Origin of the sequence: Tsukamurella ocularis, assembly GCF_965138335.1 — a bacterium.
GTDB classification, from domain to species: domain Bacteria; phylum Actinomycetota; class Actinomycetes; order Mycobacteriales; family Mycobacteriaceae; genus Tsukamurella; species Tsukamurella ocularis_A.
The window spans coordinates 383,155-397,759 of record NZ_CBCSDV010000001.1; the positions used below are offsets into that span (position 1 = coordinate 383,155).

Annotated in this window: 17 protein-coding genes; 8 read left to right on the forward strand and 9 right to left on the reverse strand. The window is 71.8% G+C overall.

All coding sequences use genetic code 11. The features are described 5' to 3' along the window. The gene (locus tag ACNAYW_RS02030) at window positions 1-1,131 is read left to right on the forward strand and encodes a PrpF domain-containing protein (RefSeq protein WP_415848083.1); all 1,131 of its coding nucleotides are present in this window, start codon (window positions 1-3) and stop codon (window positions 1,129-1,131) included. Window positions 1,132-1,164: 33 nt separating this feature from the next. Here ACNAYW_RS02030 and ACNAYW_RS02035 read toward each other — a convergent pair whose 3' ends face one another. Together ACNAYW_RS02035 and ACNAYW_RS02040 are read right to left on the reverse strand one after the other, a co-directional pair. After that, on the reverse strand, window positions 1,165-1,839 hold the full coding sequence (locus ACNAYW_RS02035) for a Crp/Fnr family transcriptional regulator (protein WP_068523121.1): 675 nt from the start codon (window positions 1,837-1,839) through the stop codon (window positions 1,165-1,167). Window positions 1,840-2,026: 187 nt separating this feature from the next. Beyond that, window positions 2,027-2,242, reverse strand: coding sequence for a hypothetical protein (locus tag ACNAYW_RS02040; RefSeq protein ID WP_415848084.1), 216 nt, complete (start codon window positions 2,240-2,242; stop codon window positions 2,027-2,029). A gap of 75 nt (window positions 2,243-2,317) precedes the next feature. Between ACNAYW_RS02040 and nth the strand changes: the two genes are divergently transcribed. The 4 genes from nth to ACNAYW_RS02060 are packed head-to-tail and all read left to right on the forward strand — an operon-like array spanning window position 2,318 to window position 5,680. Next, the gene (nth, locus tag ACNAYW_RS02045) at window positions 2,318-3,088 is read left to right on the forward strand and encodes an endonuclease III (RefSeq protein ID WP_415848085.1); all 771 of its coding nucleotides are present in this window, start codon (window positions 2,318-2,320) and stop codon (window positions 3,086-3,088) included. Beyond that, window positions 3,085-3,777: a TlpA family protein disulfide reductase gene (locus tag ACNAYW_RS02050; RefSeq protein ID WP_415848086.1), complete on the forward strand. Its 693-nt coding sequence runs from the start codon at window positions 3,085-3,087 to the stop codon at window positions 3,775-3,777. Before nth ends, ACNAYW_RS02050 begins: the two co-directional genes overlap by 4 nt. Further along, on the forward strand, window positions 3,774-4,484 hold the full coding sequence (locus ACNAYW_RS02055; protein ID WP_415848087.1) for an NUDIX hydrolase: 711 nt from the start codon (window positions 3,774-3,776) through the stop codon (window positions 4,482-4,484). Before ACNAYW_RS02050 ends, ACNAYW_RS02055 begins: the two co-directional genes overlap by 4 nt. Then, window positions 4,481-5,680 carry a MarP family serine protease gene (locus ACNAYW_RS02060; RefSeq protein WP_415848088.1) on the forward strand — a complete coding sequence of 400 codons (1,200 nt, stop codon included), beginning with the start codon at window positions 4,481-4,483 and terminating at the stop codon, window positions 5,678-5,680. Before ACNAYW_RS02055 ends, ACNAYW_RS02060 begins: the two co-directional genes overlap by 4 nt. A gap of 54 nt (window positions 5,681-5,734) precedes the next feature. Here the strand turns inward: ACNAYW_RS02060 and ACNAYW_RS02065 are convergent, their stop codons facing one another. The 3 genes from ACNAYW_RS02065 to nhaA all read right to left on the reverse strand — a co-directional run bounded on the left by ACNAYW_RS02065 (window position 5,735) and on the right by nhaA (window position 8,560). Then, complete coding sequence (locus ACNAYW_RS02065; protein WP_415848089.1) at window positions 5,735-6,712, reverse strand: alpha/beta fold hydrolase; 978 nt, start codon at window positions 6,710-6,712, stop codon at window positions 5,735-5,737. Window positions 6,713-6,736: 24 nt separating this feature from the next. After that, window positions 6,737-7,246, reverse strand: coding sequence for a phage holin family protein (locus tag ACNAYW_RS02070; RefSeq protein ID WP_415848090.1), 510 nt, complete (start codon window positions 7,244-7,246; stop codon window positions 6,737-6,739). A 99-nt stretch (window positions 7,247-7,345) separates the two neighbouring features. Next, the gene (gene nhaA / locus ACNAYW_RS02075) at window positions 7,346-8,560 is read right to left on the reverse strand and encodes a Na+/H+ antiporter NhaA (RefSeq protein WP_415848091.1); all 1,215 of its coding nucleotides are present in this window, start codon (window positions 8,558-8,560) and stop codon (window positions 7,346-7,348) included. A gap of 79 nt (window positions 8,561-8,639) precedes the next feature. Between nhaA and ACNAYW_RS02080 the strand changes: the two genes are divergently transcribed. Together ACNAYW_RS02080 and ACNAYW_RS02085 are read left to right on the forward strand one after the other, a co-directional pair. Then, window positions 8,640-9,959: an MFS transporter gene (locus ACNAYW_RS02080; RefSeq protein ID WP_415848092.1), complete on the forward strand. Its 1,320-nt coding sequence runs from the start codon at window positions 8,640-8,642 to the stop codon at window positions 9,957-9,959. A 2-nt stretch (window positions 9,960-9,961) separates the two neighbouring features. Further along, window positions 9,962-10,858 (forward strand): 2-dehydropantoate 2-reductase, encoded by an 897-nt coding sequence (locus ACNAYW_RS02085; RefSeq protein ID WP_415848093.1) that lies wholly within the window; start codon window positions 9,962-9,964, stop codon window positions 10,856-10,858. Here ACNAYW_RS02085 and mug read toward each other — a convergent pair. Further along, on the reverse strand, window positions 10,815-11,414 hold the full coding sequence (mug, locus tag ACNAYW_RS02090) for a G/U mismatch-specific DNA glycosylase (protein WP_415848094.1): 600 nt from the start codon (window positions 11,412-11,414) through the stop codon (window positions 10,815-10,817). The two genes, ACNAYW_RS02085 and mug, sit on opposite strands and share 44 nt — an antisense overlap. A 57-nt stretch (window positions 11,415-11,471) precedes the next feature. On the opposite strand from mug, the gene ACNAYW_RS02095 reads away from it, so the two are divergent. After that, window positions 11,472-11,996: a nuclear transport factor 2 family protein gene (locus tag ACNAYW_RS02095; protein ID WP_415848095.1), complete on the forward strand. Its 525-nt coding sequence runs from the start codon at window positions 11,472-11,474 to the stop codon at window positions 11,994-11,996. Here the strand turns inward: ACNAYW_RS02095 and ACNAYW_RS02100 are convergent. The 3 genes from ACNAYW_RS02100 to ACNAYW_RS02110 are packed head-to-tail and all read right to left on the reverse strand — an operon-like array spanning window position 11,969 to window position 14,596. Continuing rightward, on the reverse strand, window positions 11,969-12,928 hold the full coding sequence (locus tag ACNAYW_RS02100; protein ID WP_415848096.1) for an ABC transporter ATP-binding protein: 960 nt from the start codon (window positions 12,926-12,928) through the stop codon (window positions 11,969-11,971). The genes ACNAYW_RS02095 and ACNAYW_RS02100 overlap by 28 nt on opposite strands. Beyond that, complete coding sequence (locus ACNAYW_RS02105) at window positions 12,925-13,752, reverse strand: ABC transporter permease (protein WP_415848097.1); 828 nt, start codon at window positions 13,750-13,752, stop codon at window positions 12,925-12,927. The genes ACNAYW_RS02100 and ACNAYW_RS02105 overlap by 4 nt, the downstream gene beginning before the upstream one ends. Next, complete coding sequence (locus ACNAYW_RS02110; RefSeq protein ID WP_415848098.1) at window positions 13,745-14,596, reverse strand: ABC transporter permease; 852 nt, start codon at window positions 14,594-14,596, stop codon at window positions 13,745-13,747. Before ACNAYW_RS02110 ends, ACNAYW_RS02105 begins: the two co-directional genes overlap by 8 nt. Window positions 14,597-14,605 lie beyond the last annotated feature (9 nt).

Genomic DNA, 14,605 nt, shown 5'->3' on the forward strand with positions numbered 1-14,605 from the left:
GTGGCGCTGCGGTGGATCGACGCGACCTTCCTTCGGGGCGGCACCAGCAAGGGACTGTTCTTCCGCGAGGGGGACCTACCGCCCGCGGGCTCCGAGCGCGACGGGCTGTTCCTGGCCGCGCTCGGTTCGCCGGATCGATTCGGACGCCAGCTCGACGGCATGGGCGGCGGACTGTCGTCGCTGTCGAAGGTCGTCGTCGTTCGGGCGACCGATCGTCCCGACGTCGCTCTGGAGTACACCTTCGGCCAGGCCGCGATCCGCGAGCCCGTGATGGACTACTCCGGCAACTGCGGGAACCTCTCCGCCGCCGTGGTCCCGTTCGCGCTCGAGGCCGGGCTGCTCAGCCTCGACGACGGCGATCGCGCCGTCGCCGTGCGCAACACCAACACCGACAAGGTGATCCGCGTCCGCCTGGCCGTCGCCGGCGGTGTCGCCGCCACCGAGGGCGGGCTCGCGATCCCCGGTGTCCCCGGGACCGGTGCGCCGATCGAGCTCGAGTACCTCGAGCCGGGCGGGTCGCGCACGGGGAGGCTGCTGCCCGGCGGCGGCCCGCGGACGGGGCTGCGGTTCCAAGGCCGCGACTACACGTCATCGGTGGTGGACGCAGCCACGCCGATGGTCTTCGTCGCGGCGGGGGAAGTGGGAGTGACGGGCGCCGAGACGCCGGACGAACTCGACGCCGACGTGGGCCTGCAGGCGCGGCTCGACGGCCTGCGCCGTGCCGGAGCGGTCGCCATGGGGCTGGCGGACCGGCCGGAGGAGACGCCGCTCGCGGTGCCCAAGATCGCCGTCGTCCTCGGCCCGCGCGCGACGCGCACCCTCGACGGCGCAGAACTCCCGGCCGCCGCAGCCGACGTCGTGGTGCGGACGATCTCGATGGGGCAGACGCACCGCGCCATCCCCGGTACCGCCGCGCTCGCGGTGGCCGTCGCAGCCGCGGTGCCCGGCTCGGTGGTCGCGGAGGCGGCGTCGAGCGCTGAGGGCGACGTGCGCATCGCCACCCCGTCGGGTGTGGTCACGGCCCGGGCCGTGGTGGCCCCGCGGCCCGACGGCCCGCACGCCGTCAGCGCTTCGCTGCTGCGGACGGCCCGGCCCCTCATGCGCGGTCGGGTCGCCGTCCCCGGCGTGTGATCCCGCAGTCGGCGGGACCGGAGCCGCGCGACGCTAGCGGGCGCGGCGGGCCAGGCGCTCGGAGTCGGTGATCACCACGGACTTGCCTTCGAGGCGCAACCAGCCGCGGTGCGCGAAGTCGGCCAGGGCCTTGTTCACGGTCTCGCGGGACGCGCCCACGAGCTGCGCGATCTCTTCCTGTGTGAGGTCGTGCGTCACCCGCAGCGCGCCGTTCTCGTGCGTACCGAAGCGCTGTGCGAGCTGCAGCAGCTGCTTGGCGACGCGGCCGGGGACGTCGGTGAAGATGAGGTCGGCCAGGTTGTTGTTGGTGCGCCGCAGGCGACGGGCCAGCACGCGCAGCAGCTGCTCCGCGATCTCGGGCCGGTCGCGGATCCACGCGCGCAGGGCCTCGCGGTCCATCGTCATCGCGCGGACCTCGGTGATGCAGGTGGCGCTCGACGTGCGGGGGCCCGGGTCGAAGATCGACATCTCGCCGAACATGTCCGACGGGCCCATCACGGAGAGCAGGTTCTCGCGGCCGTCCGGCGAACGGCGGCCGAGCTTCACCTTGCCGGACAGGATGATGTACAGCCGGTCGCCGGGCTCGCCCTCATTGAAGATGACGTGGCCACGGGGGTAGTCGACCTCGTGCAGATCCTTGGTGAGCGCATCGACCGCGCCCGGCTCGACACCCTGAAAAATGCCGGCCCGCGCCAGGACCTCGTCCACGGGGTACCTCGTTCCTTGATCGACGATCCGTCGCAGGCGGCGATCGCCGCGACCTGGTGTGTGAGTTTATGCAGCGTTCCGTGCAGATGTGGGAAATCGCACAGACGACTAACGGAAAGACTACCCGCTCACATGTCCAAGGGCACGACGGCGTTCCGCATTGCGGCCGCTCTGGGCCCTCGCGCGGTCAGCTGGCGCGCCGCTCGGCGCCCCCGTCGAGGTCGAGGCTGTCGACGGCCTTGGGGAGGCCGATCCGCGCCAGTGTCTCGACGTCGGGGGCCTCGTCGTCGGCGGTGGCGGGGGGCGCGACGGGCTCGGCCGTCACCCGCGTCTCGATTCGTTCCATGGCCAATGCGAAGAGCATCAGCACCACCGGGAACAGCAACCCGAGCAATCCTTGCATGCCGGACAGTAAACACAGCCAAGGTCTCGATACGGCAACGAACGAGCCACGGCAGCGTCGTTAGAATCGGTTCCCATGCCCCCGGAGCCGGAAACCCACCTCGGACTGGTGCGCCGTGCCCGGCGGATGAATCGGACACTCGCCACCGCGTTCCCCCACGTGTACTGCGAACTCGACTTCACCGATCCACTGGAGCTGTCGGTCGCCACGATCCTCTCCGCGCAGTGCACCGACGTGCGCGTGAATCAAGTCACACCGGCGTTGTTCGCCCGGTACCGGACGGCCGCCGACTACGCCGGGGCCAACCGGGCGGAACTGGAGGAGTACATCCGCTCGACGGGCTTCTACCGCAACAAGGCCACGTCGATCATGGGGCTCGGCCAGGCCCTCGTGGACCGTTTCGACGGCGAGGTTCCGCGCACCATGAAGGAACTGGTGACCCTGCCCGGCTTCGGCCGCAAGACCGCCAACGTGATCCTCGGCAACGCCTTCGACGTGCCCGGCATCACCGTCGACACCCATTTCTCGCGGCTCGTGCACCGCTGGGAGTGGACCGAGGAGACCGACCCGGTGAAGATCGAGCACGCCGTGGGGGAGTTGATCCCGCGCACGGAGTGGACGCTGCTCAGCCACCGCGTGATCTTCCACGGCCGCCGCGTGTGCCACGCCCGTAAGCCCGCGTGCGGCGTCTGCGTGCTCGCCAAGGACTGCCCCTCGTTCGGGACCGGGCCCATCGACCCCGTCGAGGCCGCCGATCTCGTCAAGGGCCCCGAGCGCGACCACCTGCTCGAGATCGCGCCGCCCCCGCCGCGGCGGCGCCGGGTCCCGGCCGGGGGCGCCCGGTGACCGAGCCCTCGAAGCCCGATGCCGACCGCGCGCCCGCGCCCCTGCTGCCCGGCGAGCGCAGCCGCGTCCCCGCCGGCGTGCGTTGGCTCATCGTCTGCGCGATCGTCGCGGTCGCCCTGGCCGTCGCCATCTGGCCCCGCGGGAACGACGGTGCCGCGTCCCCGACGGCGCCGGCGGCGGCACCGTCGACCAGCGTGAGCCCGGGGCAGCTGGCGGACGCGCGTGCCCGGGCGGCCCTGCCCCCGTGCCCCACCGGGATCGGCGCCGCGCAGCTCGCGGGCCGGTCGCTGAGCTGCCTCGGCGACGGCGGCCCCGTCGACCTGGCCGCCGCGGGGAACAAACCCGTCCTGCTCAACATCTGGGCCTGGTGGTGCGGCCCGTGTCGCGTCGAACTCCCCGTGCTCGCCGACGTCGCGGCGCGCGCCGGGGACCGGCTCACCGTGCTCGGCGTCCACGCCGACCCGAACGCCGTCGCGGGCCTGGACCTGCTGGCTGAGCTGAAGGTCGCGCTGCCGACCGTGCAGGACCCGCAGAGCGCGGTCGCGACGGCTCTCGGCGCGCCGCGGGCCTACCCCGTGACCGTTCTGTTGCGTTCCGATGGCACTGTGGCCGGTGTGCACGCACAACCCTTCACCTCCGTCGACGAGGTGGCCGCCCTGCTGACGACCGAGCTCGGGGTGTCCCTGTGAGCGCGCCGCGGTGGCTGGACCCGCTGCTCGGCAACCTCGGCGACGTGGCGAGCGAGATCGAGCAGCGCGGCGGCGCCGTCGCCGCCCTGCAGCGCGTGCGGAACCCGCGCCGCGCGTCGGTCCTCATCCTGTTCGACGGTGACCCCGCCGCGTCCGGCGCGACGCCGCCCGCGGACGCGACGGTGCTGCTCACGCAGCGCGCCTCCGCGATGCGGCAGCACGCGGGGCAGGTGGCCTTCCCCGGCGGCGCCCGCGACCCCGAGGACGCCGACGACGTGGCGGTCGCCCTCCGCGAGGCGTGGGAGGAGACCGGGCTCGACCCCGACTCCGTCGAGGTGGTCGCCGAACTGGATCCGATCGAGGTGCCCGTCTCGGGTTTCCGCGTGGTCCCGGTCATCGGCTTCGCGGCGCGTCCCTCCGAGGTCCGCGCCGTCGATCCCGCCGAGACCGCGCTGGTCCGGCGGGTGCCGCTGACCGAGCTCATCGACCCCGCGCACCGGTTCATGGTGCGCAAGTCCTTCTACCGCGGCCCCGCCTTCGCCGCCGGGCCGATGCTGGTGTGGGGCTTCACCGGCGGCCTGGTGAACGCCCTGATCGGGGCCGCGGGCTGGGAGCAGCCCTGGGACACCGACGACGTCCGGCCGCTCACCGATGAGGTGCGCGCCGCGGCCGCCCGCGCCCAGACCTGGCAGGAGAGCGCTCGATGACCGGTTCGACCTGGGTCGACGTGATCGTCGTCGTCCTCATGATCCTCGCGGCGATCTCCGGCTACCGGCAGGGCGCGGCCGCCTCCGTGCTCGCCTTCGTCGGCGTGGTGCTCGGCGCCGCCGCCGGCGTGCTGCTCGCGCCGCACGTCCTCGGCTCGGTCGACGGCGCGAAGGGCCGCGTCATCCTCGGCGTCGGGTTGCTGGCCGGGCTGGTGATCATCGGCGAACTCTCCGGCATGGTGCTCGGGCGCGCGGTGCGCAGCTCGATCCGCAGCCCCGGACTGCGCACCGTCGACTCCGGCGTGGGCGCCGTGGTGCAGGTCGGAGCGCTGCTCGTCGCCGCCTGGCTGGTGGCGATCCCGCTGACCTCGGCGGCCGCGCCGCAGGTCTCCCGGTCCGTGAACGGCTCCGCGGTGCTCGGCGCCGTCAACGACTTCGCGAAGGCCGTGGGCGCCGACGGGCTGCCGCAGAAATTCTCCGCGGTCATCGACGACTCCGGGTTGCCGCAGGCCCTCGGCCCGTTCGTCAACACCCCGGTGGTCAGCGTCGAGACGCCCGACCGCGTCGACTTCACCGACCCCGCGGTACAACGCGTCCGGTCGTCGGTGGTCCGCATCGACGGCCAGGCCCCGTCGTGCAGTCGCGCGCTGGAGGGCTCGGGTTTCGTCGCGACCCCCGGCCGCGTGGTCACGAACGCGCACGTCGTCGCCGGCACCCGCAGCGTTCAGGTCACCGTCGACGGCACCAAGAAGTACAGCGCCCAGGTCGTCTACTTCGACGCGCAGACCGATGTGGCCGTGCTCAATGTGCCCGGGCTGCAGGCCAAGCCGCTGCGGATCGTGTTCAACGGCGCCAAGCCCGGCGACCCCGGCTTCGTGCTCGGCTACCCCGGCGGCGGGCCGCTCACCCTCTCGTCGTCGCGGGTCCGCAGCCAGCAGACGCTGGAGGGCCGCAACATCTACCGTGATGCGCAGGTCCGGCGCGACGTCTACCTGCTCCGCGGGCAGGTCCGCCCCGGCAACTCCGGCGGCCCCGTCTTCGACCGCGAGGGCAACGTCGTCGGCGTGATCTTCGGCGTGGCCGTCGACGACGCCGACACCGCCTTCGCCCTCACCGCCAAGCAGGTCGAGCCCGCCCTGCAGGCCGGCACCACCGCCACGGCGGGCGTCTCGACGGGGGCCTGCGTCAACCGCTGACGGCGCCGGTCGCCGGGCGCGTGCCGACGGCACCGTCGGGCGAGGGAGGTCAGGTCAGGGCAGCAGACGGGGCCCCGGCAGGCCCGCGAGGAAGTCCACCAGCTGCGGCCCGACGATGCCGGGCGCCTCCTCGTGGGCGTAGTGCCCCGCGTTCTCGACGGCGCGCACGCGGTAGTCGGTGGCCCAGTCGTGGCTGGAGTAGACGGGTTGCGGCAGCACGTACGGATCGGCCTCGCCGCGGAAGGCGAGCACGGGGATGTGCAGCCGCTGGTTCATGCTGCTGAGGAACCGGGCCCCGTCGGGGCGGAACTGGCTGCGCCAGGCCCAGCGGGCGTACTCCAGGGCGCTGTGCGCGGTGCCGGGGATCTGGATGGCGCTGCGGTACTGGGCGAGGGCGTCGGCGTAGTCCGCGGTACGGCGCCACGTCGCGCCGCTCCGCGCGGCGTACACGGCGCCGATCTCGGCACCGTCGTCGCGCGTGAGGCGTTCCTCCGCGACACGGGGGAGCTGCGCGAAGGTGATGGGGCCCAGCATCGCCGAGCGCTGGTCCTTGTTGCGCAGCGCGGAGCGCTTGAGCGCGATGGGGTGCGGCGAGGAGACGACCGCGATCGCGGACACCACCCGCGGGTGCAGCGTGGCGGTGGCCCAGCAGCCCAGGCCGCCCTCACCGTGCCCGACGACCGCGGCCGACGTGTGGCCGAGCGCGCGGATCAGCCCGGCGACGTCGCCGGAGAGGGTCCACCCGTCGTAGCCGCGCGGCGGCTTGTCGCTGTCGCCGTAGCCGCGCAGGTCGAACGCGACGGCGCGGTAGCCGGCCTCGTGGAGTTGCGGCAACACGTGCCGCCAACTCCACCAGAATCCGCCGAAACCGTGCAGCAGCACCACGAGCGGCCGATCGGAATCGAGGGTCTCGGCGGCGGAGTCCGCGGCGGGCCGGTACTCGACGGCGTGCAGCCGGATGCCGTTGGCGCGGACGTCGAGGTGTTCCCACGGGCCGGGGAACCGGACGGTCGACGGATCGGGGCTGGTCACCGACGGTGCCTCAAGGTCGGGCCGTCAGCGTCGTGCGACGCTCGACGGTGCGCCCTCCGGCTGCTTGAGGGCAGCCGGGGCGGCCTCGCTCTTGAGCATCGACTGCGACTCCTTGAGCGAGGCGATGGTCTTCTGCGGGCCCTTGATCCGCTTGACCTTGAGGTAGCCGAGGAACGCCGCGATGCCGGCCACGACCAGCATCAGGACGAAGACGATGAGGGACGCGGCCCACATCGGCAGCCAGACGTTGAGCAGCCAGGTGAGGAAGAAGAAGAAGAAGAACGACGAGTACAGGGCCACGACGCCCGCGACGGCGAAGAAGGCCGAGCCGGTGGCCGCCTTCTTCACGTCCCGCATGGTCTCGGCCTTGGCGAGCTCGACCTCGGCGCGGACCAGGGAGGAGACCTGCGTCGATGCGTCCCGCACCAGGCTGCCGATCGTGGGATCGCCCGAGGCGGTCACGTTGGGATCGGTCAGCGGGATCGCCGAGAGCGTCCGCGGGGTCCCGCCGGTGGGTGTGCTGTCCAAGCTCACTGTAGGTCCTCCTCTAGTTGATAGTCATCGTGCCAGAGGTCACCCCCGCGTGTCCGCGCGACCACGACGTGTCGACCCCTGAGCCGCACCCGCGGCCCGTCACCGAGCCCCGTGGACCCGCCCGCGCCGCAGCAACAACAGCGCGCCGATCACCGACGCGGCCACGGAGGTCAGCAGGACCGCGGCCTTGGCGAGATCGGCCTCCCCCGGCGGCAGTGCGAGCTCCGCGACCAGCAGGCTCACGGTGAACCCGATCGCGCCGAGCACGCTGAGCGCCAGGATGTCCCGGTTGTCGAGGCCTTCGGGGCGCTCGGCCAGCCGTAGCTTCACCGCGATCACGCTGGCCCCCGAGATGCCGATGATCTTGCCGAAGAACAGGCCGATCATGATGCCCAGGGCCAGCTCGTCGGTGAACAGCTCGCGGAAGACCTCACCGTTGACGGCGACGCCGGAGGCGAAGAACGCGAAGATCGGCACGCAGATCAGGGCCGAGACCGGCTGGATCTTGTGCTCGAGCCGCTCCGCGGGGGAGTCGAGCTCGCCCGGATCGGACTTGACCCGGGTCAGCAGGCCCAGTGCGACGCCCGCGATGGTGGCGTGCACGCCCGACTGCAGCATCGCGACCCAGACCACGATCGCGATGGGCACGTAGTAGAGGGGTGTGGAGATCCGACGGTGCTGCCCGAACCAGTAGAGCGCGCAGCCGGCGGCGGCGACCGCGAGCCACCCGGCCTTGAGGTCGCCCGCGAAGAGAACGGCGATCACGGCGATGGCGATGAGATCGTCGACCACGGCCAGCCCGAGCAGGAAGACCCGCGCGCCCGACGGCAGCCGCGAGCCGATGAGCGAGAGGATGCCCAGTGCGAAGGCGATGTCGGTGGCGATGGGGACGGCCCACGCACTGCCGATGTAGGGGTTGTCGCGGGCGATGCCGAAGGCGATGATCGCGGGCACCACCACGCCGCCGACGGCGCACAGCACGGGGAGCGCGGCACCGCGCAGCGTGGACAGCTCGCCGACCACCAGCTCGCGTTTGAGCTCGACGCCCGCCACGAAGAAGAAGATCGCGAGCAGCCCGTCCTTGGCCCAGTCGGCCAGCGAGAGCTGCAGGTGGAGGCTGTGGCCGAAGATCGTCCAGTCGTCGCTGCCGACCTTGATCTCGGCGAGATGGAGATAACTCTCGGACCAGGGCGAGTTGGCCCACAGGAGTGCGATCGCCGCTGCGATGAGAAGCGCTGTGCCGCCCACGGTCTCGGTGCGCAGGAAGCGGATCAACGCCCGTGAGGCCCGGAACCGGGGCGGTGCGTCGTTCATTGGTCGACCGTACCGCAGGTGGTGACGGTGACCCGGGTCACCGCGTCCACTCGGTGCCGCCCCGCGTAATCTCCTGCGAATGAATCGCAGGCGAATCGTCGTCGCCTCCATGGTGGGCACCACCATCGAGTTCTTCGACTTCTACATCTACGCGACCGCAGCAGTGCTGGTCTTCCCCACCCTGTTCTTCCCGAAGGGGGACGACACCGCGGCGCTGCTCGCCTCGTTCGCGACCTTCGGCCTGGCGTTCGCGGCGCGGCCCCTCGGGTCGATCCTGTTCGGCCACTTCGGTGACCGGGTGGGCCGCAAGGCCACCCTGGTGGGGTCGCTCCTCACCATGGGCATCGCGACCTTCCTCATCGGCGTGCTCCCCACCTTCGACCAGGTGGGCTACTGGGCGCCGGCCCTACTCGCCGTGATGCGCTTCGCGCAGGGCCTGGGCCTGGGCGGCGAGTGGTCGGGCGCCGCGCTGCTGGCGACGGAGACGGCTGCGCCTGGCAAGCGGGCGTGGGCGGCGATGTGGCCCCAGCTGGGCGCGCCCTTCGGCTTCTTCCTGGCCAACGGCACCTTCCTGGTGATCATGCAGCTGATGGACTTCGATTCGAAGACCTCCACTTCGAACCACGCGTTCATGACGTGGGGCTGGCGCATCCCGTTCCTCGCCTCGGCGGTGATGGTGATCGTGGGCCTGTACGTGCGTCTCAAGCTGACCGAGACCCCGGTGTTCGCGAAGGCCGTCCAGGACGGCAAGAAGGTCAAGGCCCCGCTGGGCGAGGTGCTGCGCACCGCGTGGCGGCCGCTCATCATCGGCACCTTCGTCATGGTCGCCACCTACACGCTGTTCTACCTCGTGACCACGTGGATCGTCTCGTACGGCACCGGCAAGGTGGTCGACAAGTCGGGCGTCAAGCTCGGCATCTCCTACATCGACTTCCTGCAGATGCAGCTCATCGCGGTGCTCTTCTTCGCCGCCTTCGTCGCCGTCTCCGGGTACTTCGCCGATCGCATCGGCCGCCGCAAGGTGCTCATCGTGGTGACGCTCGCGATCATCGCCTACGGCCTGTCCTTCCAGTGGATCCTCGACCCGGCGACCACCACCCAGGGCACGATGCTCGCCGTGCTCATCGCGGGCCTCACACTGATGGGCCTCACCTTCGGCCCGATGAGCGCCGTGCTGCCGGAGCTGTTCGCCACCAACGTCCGCTACACGGGCAGCGGCATCTCGTACAACTTCGCGTCGATCCTCGGCGCCGCCATCGCGCCGTTCATCGCCACCTGGTTGGTGAGCGACTACGGCGTCGGCTGGGTGGGCGTGTACCTCGCGCTCGCCGGCGGCGCCACGCTGATCGCCCTCCTCGTGATGCACGAGACGCGCGACGTGGAGCTGGAGAAGGTGTGAGCATGCGGATCCTCGTGGTGGGCGCCGGCGCGACCGGCGGGGCCTTCGGCAGTCGGCTGATCGAGGCCGGCCGGGACGTGACCTTCCTGGTCCGCCCCGCCCGGGCCGCGGCCCTGCGCCGCGACGGGCTGCGGTTCACGGACCCGGCCGGCACCCGCACGCACGAGGTCGCCGTGCTCACGGCCGACGAGCTCGCGGCGGCCCCGCAGGCCTTCGACCTGGTGATCCTCACGGTCAAGGCGCCCGCGCTCGAGGCGGTGATCGACGACCTGCGCCCCGCGGTGGGGGAGGGCACCGTCGTCCTGCCGATCCTCAACGGCATGGCCCATCTGGACCGGCTCGAGGCCGAGTTCGGGCCGCGCGTGCTGGGCGCGCTGGCGATGATCGTCGCCACGCTGGACGACGGGGCGGTGGTCCAGATGACCGACTGGTCCGCCCTCACCCTCGGCGACGGTGCGCCCGACGTCGCGCGGGCGCTCGACGTCCCCGGCATCCGGCTCACCGTGAGCGAGGACGTCACCGGGGCGCTGTGGGCGAAGTGGGCGTTCATCGCGGCCACCGGGATCCTCTGCTGCCTGTTCCGCAGCTCCGTGGGGCCGGTGATCGCGGCCGGCGGCGAGCCGCAGGTGCGGGCGATCATCGCGGAGACCGAGGCCGTCGCGGCCGCCGCCGGGCATCCGGTTCCCGCGGACGCGCACGAGCGGACCGAATCGGTGCTGCTGGATCCGGACTCGGCGATGACCTCGTCGCTCTACCGGGACCTGGTGGCGGGCCTGCCGAACGAGGCCGAGCACATCCTGGGCGACCTCGCCGCGCGCGCCGGGGAACTGGGCGTCGCGACGCCGCTGCTGGACCTCACGCTGGTGCAGGTCCGGGCGGACGCGCTGCAGCGAGGGTGATCCCGGCCGCCTCGGCGGCCCGACGGTACGCCGCGGCCAGCGTGGCGACCGTCTCGTGCGCGTTGAGCCCGCTCGGGTTGGGCAGCACCCACACCCGCGTCCCGCCGATGGTGCGATCCTGCGGCCCGGGCACGGCCTTCGGCTCGTGGAAGGCGGTGCGGTAGGCGGTGATCCCGAGGACCGCGAGGATCCGCGGCGCCACCTCGAGCACGCGCGCGACGAGGGCCTCGCCGCCCTCCCGGAGCTCCTCGGCGGTGAGTTCGCTCGCCTTCGCGGTGGCGCGGGGTGCGACGTTCGTGATGCCGATTCCCGCGTCCACCAAGACGTTCCGGTCGGCGAAGCTCATCCCGTCGGTGGCGTCGATGGCGCGGTCGACGATGCCCGCGGCGTACAGCGCGGGGTAGAAGCGGTTGCCGGGCCGGGCGAAGTGCGCTCCCGTCGCCGCCGTCCACAGCCCGGGGTTGATGCCCGAGAACAGCAGCCGGCACTCCGGCCCGATGAGGTCCGGCACCGTCGTGTCCGAGTAGGCGAGCAGCTGCTCGCGGGTGAAGCCCATGGATACTGCCTACCGGTTCGCGCCCGCGTGGTCCACCTCCCGTGGTCCACTGGCGCCATGACCGTCGACGACCTGCTCGCCCGCACGGAGATCCACGACGTGGTGCTGCGCTACTGCCGCGGTATCGATCGCCTCGATCCGGAGGCGGTGCGCGCCTGCTACCACCCCGGCGCCGTCGACCACCACACCGGCTTCGACGGCCCGGTCGAGGAGTACGTGCCCTGGGTGCGCGGACAGCTGGAATCCCTGGGCGGCACGCATCACCAGGTCGGCAACCACCTGTGCGAGCTGCACGGCGACGTCGCGGTGGTCGAGACCTACTGCACCGCGACGCACTGGTCGGCCCCGGGCGCCGAGCTGCAGGCGTATCTCACGGTGGGACTGCGGTACGTGGACCGGTTCGAGCGCCGGGACGGCCGCTGGGCGATCGCCGAACGCTGGGCGGTCACGGACTGGACCCGCTGGGAGAAGGACCTGACCGGGCCGCTCGGCGTGCCGGAGGCCGGGCCGCCGCCCGCGCGCGGCGGGGGCGATCCGGTGGACGTCCTGCGCGCTCAGGTGTTCGGCCGCGAACGCTCGTAGAGCCGCCGCACCACGTCTTCGATGTCGGGTTCCTCGACGGTGAGGTCGCGCACCGTCGCCCGCTCGGCCACGGCCGCGAGCACCTGCGGCAGTGGGGCGTTCAGCTCCAGTCGCTGGCGCAGGCCCCCGCCCTCGCTGGCGAGGTGCCGCGCACCGTCGACCGCGAGATCGGGGGTGGGGCGGTCCAGGTCGAGCACCAGGACGCGCGCGGCGCCGACGGTGCCGACCAGCCCGGCGAGCGTGCCGTCGAAGGCGGTGCGGCCGTGGTCGACGACGAGGATCCGCTCGCAGAGGCGCTCCACGTCGCCCATGTCGTGGGTGGTCAGCAGCAGGGTGAGGCCGCGCTCGGCGCGCTCGGCGATGAGGAACTCGCGCAGGCGCTGCTTGCTCAGGACGTCGAGGCCGATGGTGGGCTCGTCGAGGATCAACAGCTCCGGCGAATGCATGAGCGAGGCAGCGACTTCCGCGCGCATCCGCTCGCCGAGGCTGAGCTGGCGCACCGGCCGGTCGAGGTAGGCGCCCAGCTCCAGCTGCTCGATGAGCCGGCCCGCCCGCGCCGTCGCCACGGCGTCGGGGAGGCGGTGCACGGCGGCGAGGATCTCCAGCGATCGCCCGGTGGGCAGGTCCCACCACAGCTGCGACCGCTGCCCGAAGACGACGCCCACCCGCCGGGCCACGTCGCGTCGCCGGGCCAGGGGATCGAGTCCGACGGTGCGCACCGTCCCCGACGTGGGTACGAGGATGCCCATGAGCATCTTGATCGTGGTGGACTTCCCCGCGCCGTTCGCGCCGATGTACCCGACGGATTCGCCCGGTGCGATCGTCAGGTCCAGGTGGTCGACGGCGGTGGTGAGCATCTTGGTACGGCCGTTCCACCCGCGCTTGGCGAACGTGCGCGTCAGGCCGCGCGTCTCGATGATCTGCTCCGTCATCCGCCCGCTCCCCGGTAGTGCCGTAGTCCCGCCCGCCAGGCGATCGCTGCCAACAGCATCGCCCACAGGGTGACCACCGGGAGCAGCCACGCCGACCACGGCTGGAAGACCCCCTGTCCCGGCAGCCCCAAGATGACCAGCGAGGGAAGATATCCGGTGAACGCCAACGGGAGAACGAACCCCAGAGTCACCTTCACGGCACCCGGCCACACCGATGCCGGCTGGGTGGATGCGTAGTGCCCGCCGTACACGAACGCGTTGGTGAACTCCGCGCCGTTGACGAGGACGAACTGCACTCCCGCCGCGATCACGAACAAGGACGCGTAGATCACGGGGCCGCACGCCATCGCGAGTGCCACCATCCCGATCGTGGCCGGGCGCCAGTCGATCGGATTGTGCGTGAGGGCGTACCCCAGTGCGAAGATGCTCACCAGCGGCCGCGTGAGTCGGTGGAGCCTGATGTCGCTGGTCATCAGTTGCAGCAGGATCGGCTGCGGGCGCAGGTAGAAGACGTCGACGGTGCCTTTGCGGATGTACCGGTGCAGCTTGTCGAGGTGCCCGAACAGGATGTCCGCGGAGCAGAACGAGAGGTCGGCGAGCGCGAAGACGAGCAGCACGGCGGAGAAGGTCAGGCCGCCGATCACCTTCGCGTTGTGGAACAGCAACCATACTTCTGCGAATTCGACGAGCCCCAGCACCGCCGCCGTGACCAGGTCGAGCGTGAGGGAGGCGCGGTACGACGCCTGCGCCTGGACGCGCGAGGCCAGCACGGCGCGATACGGAGCGAGCGGCCCGGGGCAGGTATCGGTGGAGAGGTCAGCCACCCTGCACCTCCAGTCGCTTGCGCCCCGCGGCGGTGAGCACGGCGCCGAGTACGAGCGCTCCCGCGCCCCACGCCGCCTGCGCCGCGACGACGGGTAGTGCAGCGGCTACGTCGATCCTGCCCGACAGGATGTCGCAGGGCGGCATGAGGATCGACGCGAAGGGCGAGTACGCGGCCATCGCCGCCAGCCAGTCGGGAAAGAGCCCGATCGGCACGAACATGCCCATGAGGAAGCTGGCGACGATGACGTAGAACAGGACGATGCCGCGTGTCTCGACCACCCAGAAGCCCAGCACCTCGACGGCGTACAGCAGGGCGCGGGCCAGGACTATCGACAACAGGATGCTCAGCACGGCGAGCGGATAGGCCGCGGGCTGGTCGGCCCAGGCCATCATTCCCGTCACCAGCCCGACGGCGACGAGCGGTGTCCACCGGGGAATGAGGGAGTAGAGGGCACCGCCGATCCCGGTGGCGAGCGTGGCGAACTGCACGTTGAGCGGGCGGAGGAAGTCGACGGCGATGTCGCCGGTGCGTATCCGCTCGGGGAGGTCGCCGTCGGTGCCGAAAGCACCGACAGCCGTGAGGAGGCCTTGCGAGAGGAAGATGTAGCTCACCATGAGCTCGGGCGTGTAGCCGCCCGCGGAACCGCCCGCGCCCGCGAGCGTCGCGAGCAGGATCGCCATCTTGAGGAAGCCGAAGACGGCGTTGGTGAACAGGCCCGCCACCGCCGCGCCCAGGTAGGTCGACTGCTGGCGGAAGCCGGCCACCGTCAGGCGGACGTACGGGCGGAGAACAGCGAGGAGGGCGGCACGCCCGGGAACTGCGGCCGCGGATGGCGACGACACAGCTACCGG

Bases quoted from the DNA above. Each gene is read 5' to 3' on its own strand.
- ACNAYW_RS02040 (WP_415848084.1), bottom strand. From the start codon at position 2,242: ATGCAAGGATTGCTCGGGTTGCTGTTCCCGGTGGTGCTGATGCTCTTC.
- nth (WP_415848085.1), top strand. From the start codon at position 2,318: ATGCCCCCGGAGCCGGAAACCCACCTCGGACTGGTGCGCCGTGCCCGG.
- ACNAYW_RS02060 (WP_415848088.1), top strand. From the start codon at position 4,481: ATGACCGGTTCGACCTGGGTCGACGTGATCGTCGTCGTCCTCATGATC.
- nhaA (WP_415848091.1), bottom strand. From the start codon at position 8,560: ATGAACGACGCACCGCCCCGGTTCCGGGCCTCACGGGCGTTGATCCGC.
- ACNAYW_RS02080 (WP_415848092.1), top strand. From the start codon at position 8,640: ATGAATCGCAGGCGAATCGTCGTCGCCTCCATGGTGGGCACCACCATC.
- ACNAYW_RS02085 (WP_415848093.1), top strand. From the start codon at position 9,962: ATGCGGATCCTCGTGGTGGGCGCCGGCGCGACCGGCGGGGCCTTCGGC.
- mug (WP_415848094.1), bottom strand. From the start codon at position 11,414: ATGGGCTTCACCCGCGAGCAGCTGCTCGCCTACTCGGACACGACGGTG.
- ACNAYW_RS02095 (WP_415848095.1), top strand. From the start codon at position 11,472: ATGACCGTCGACGACCTGCTCGCCCGCACGGAGATCCACGACGTGGTG.
- ACNAYW_RS02100 (WP_415848096.1), bottom strand. From the start codon at position 12,928: ATGACGGAGCAGATCATCGAGACGCGCGGCCTGACGCGCACGTTCGCC.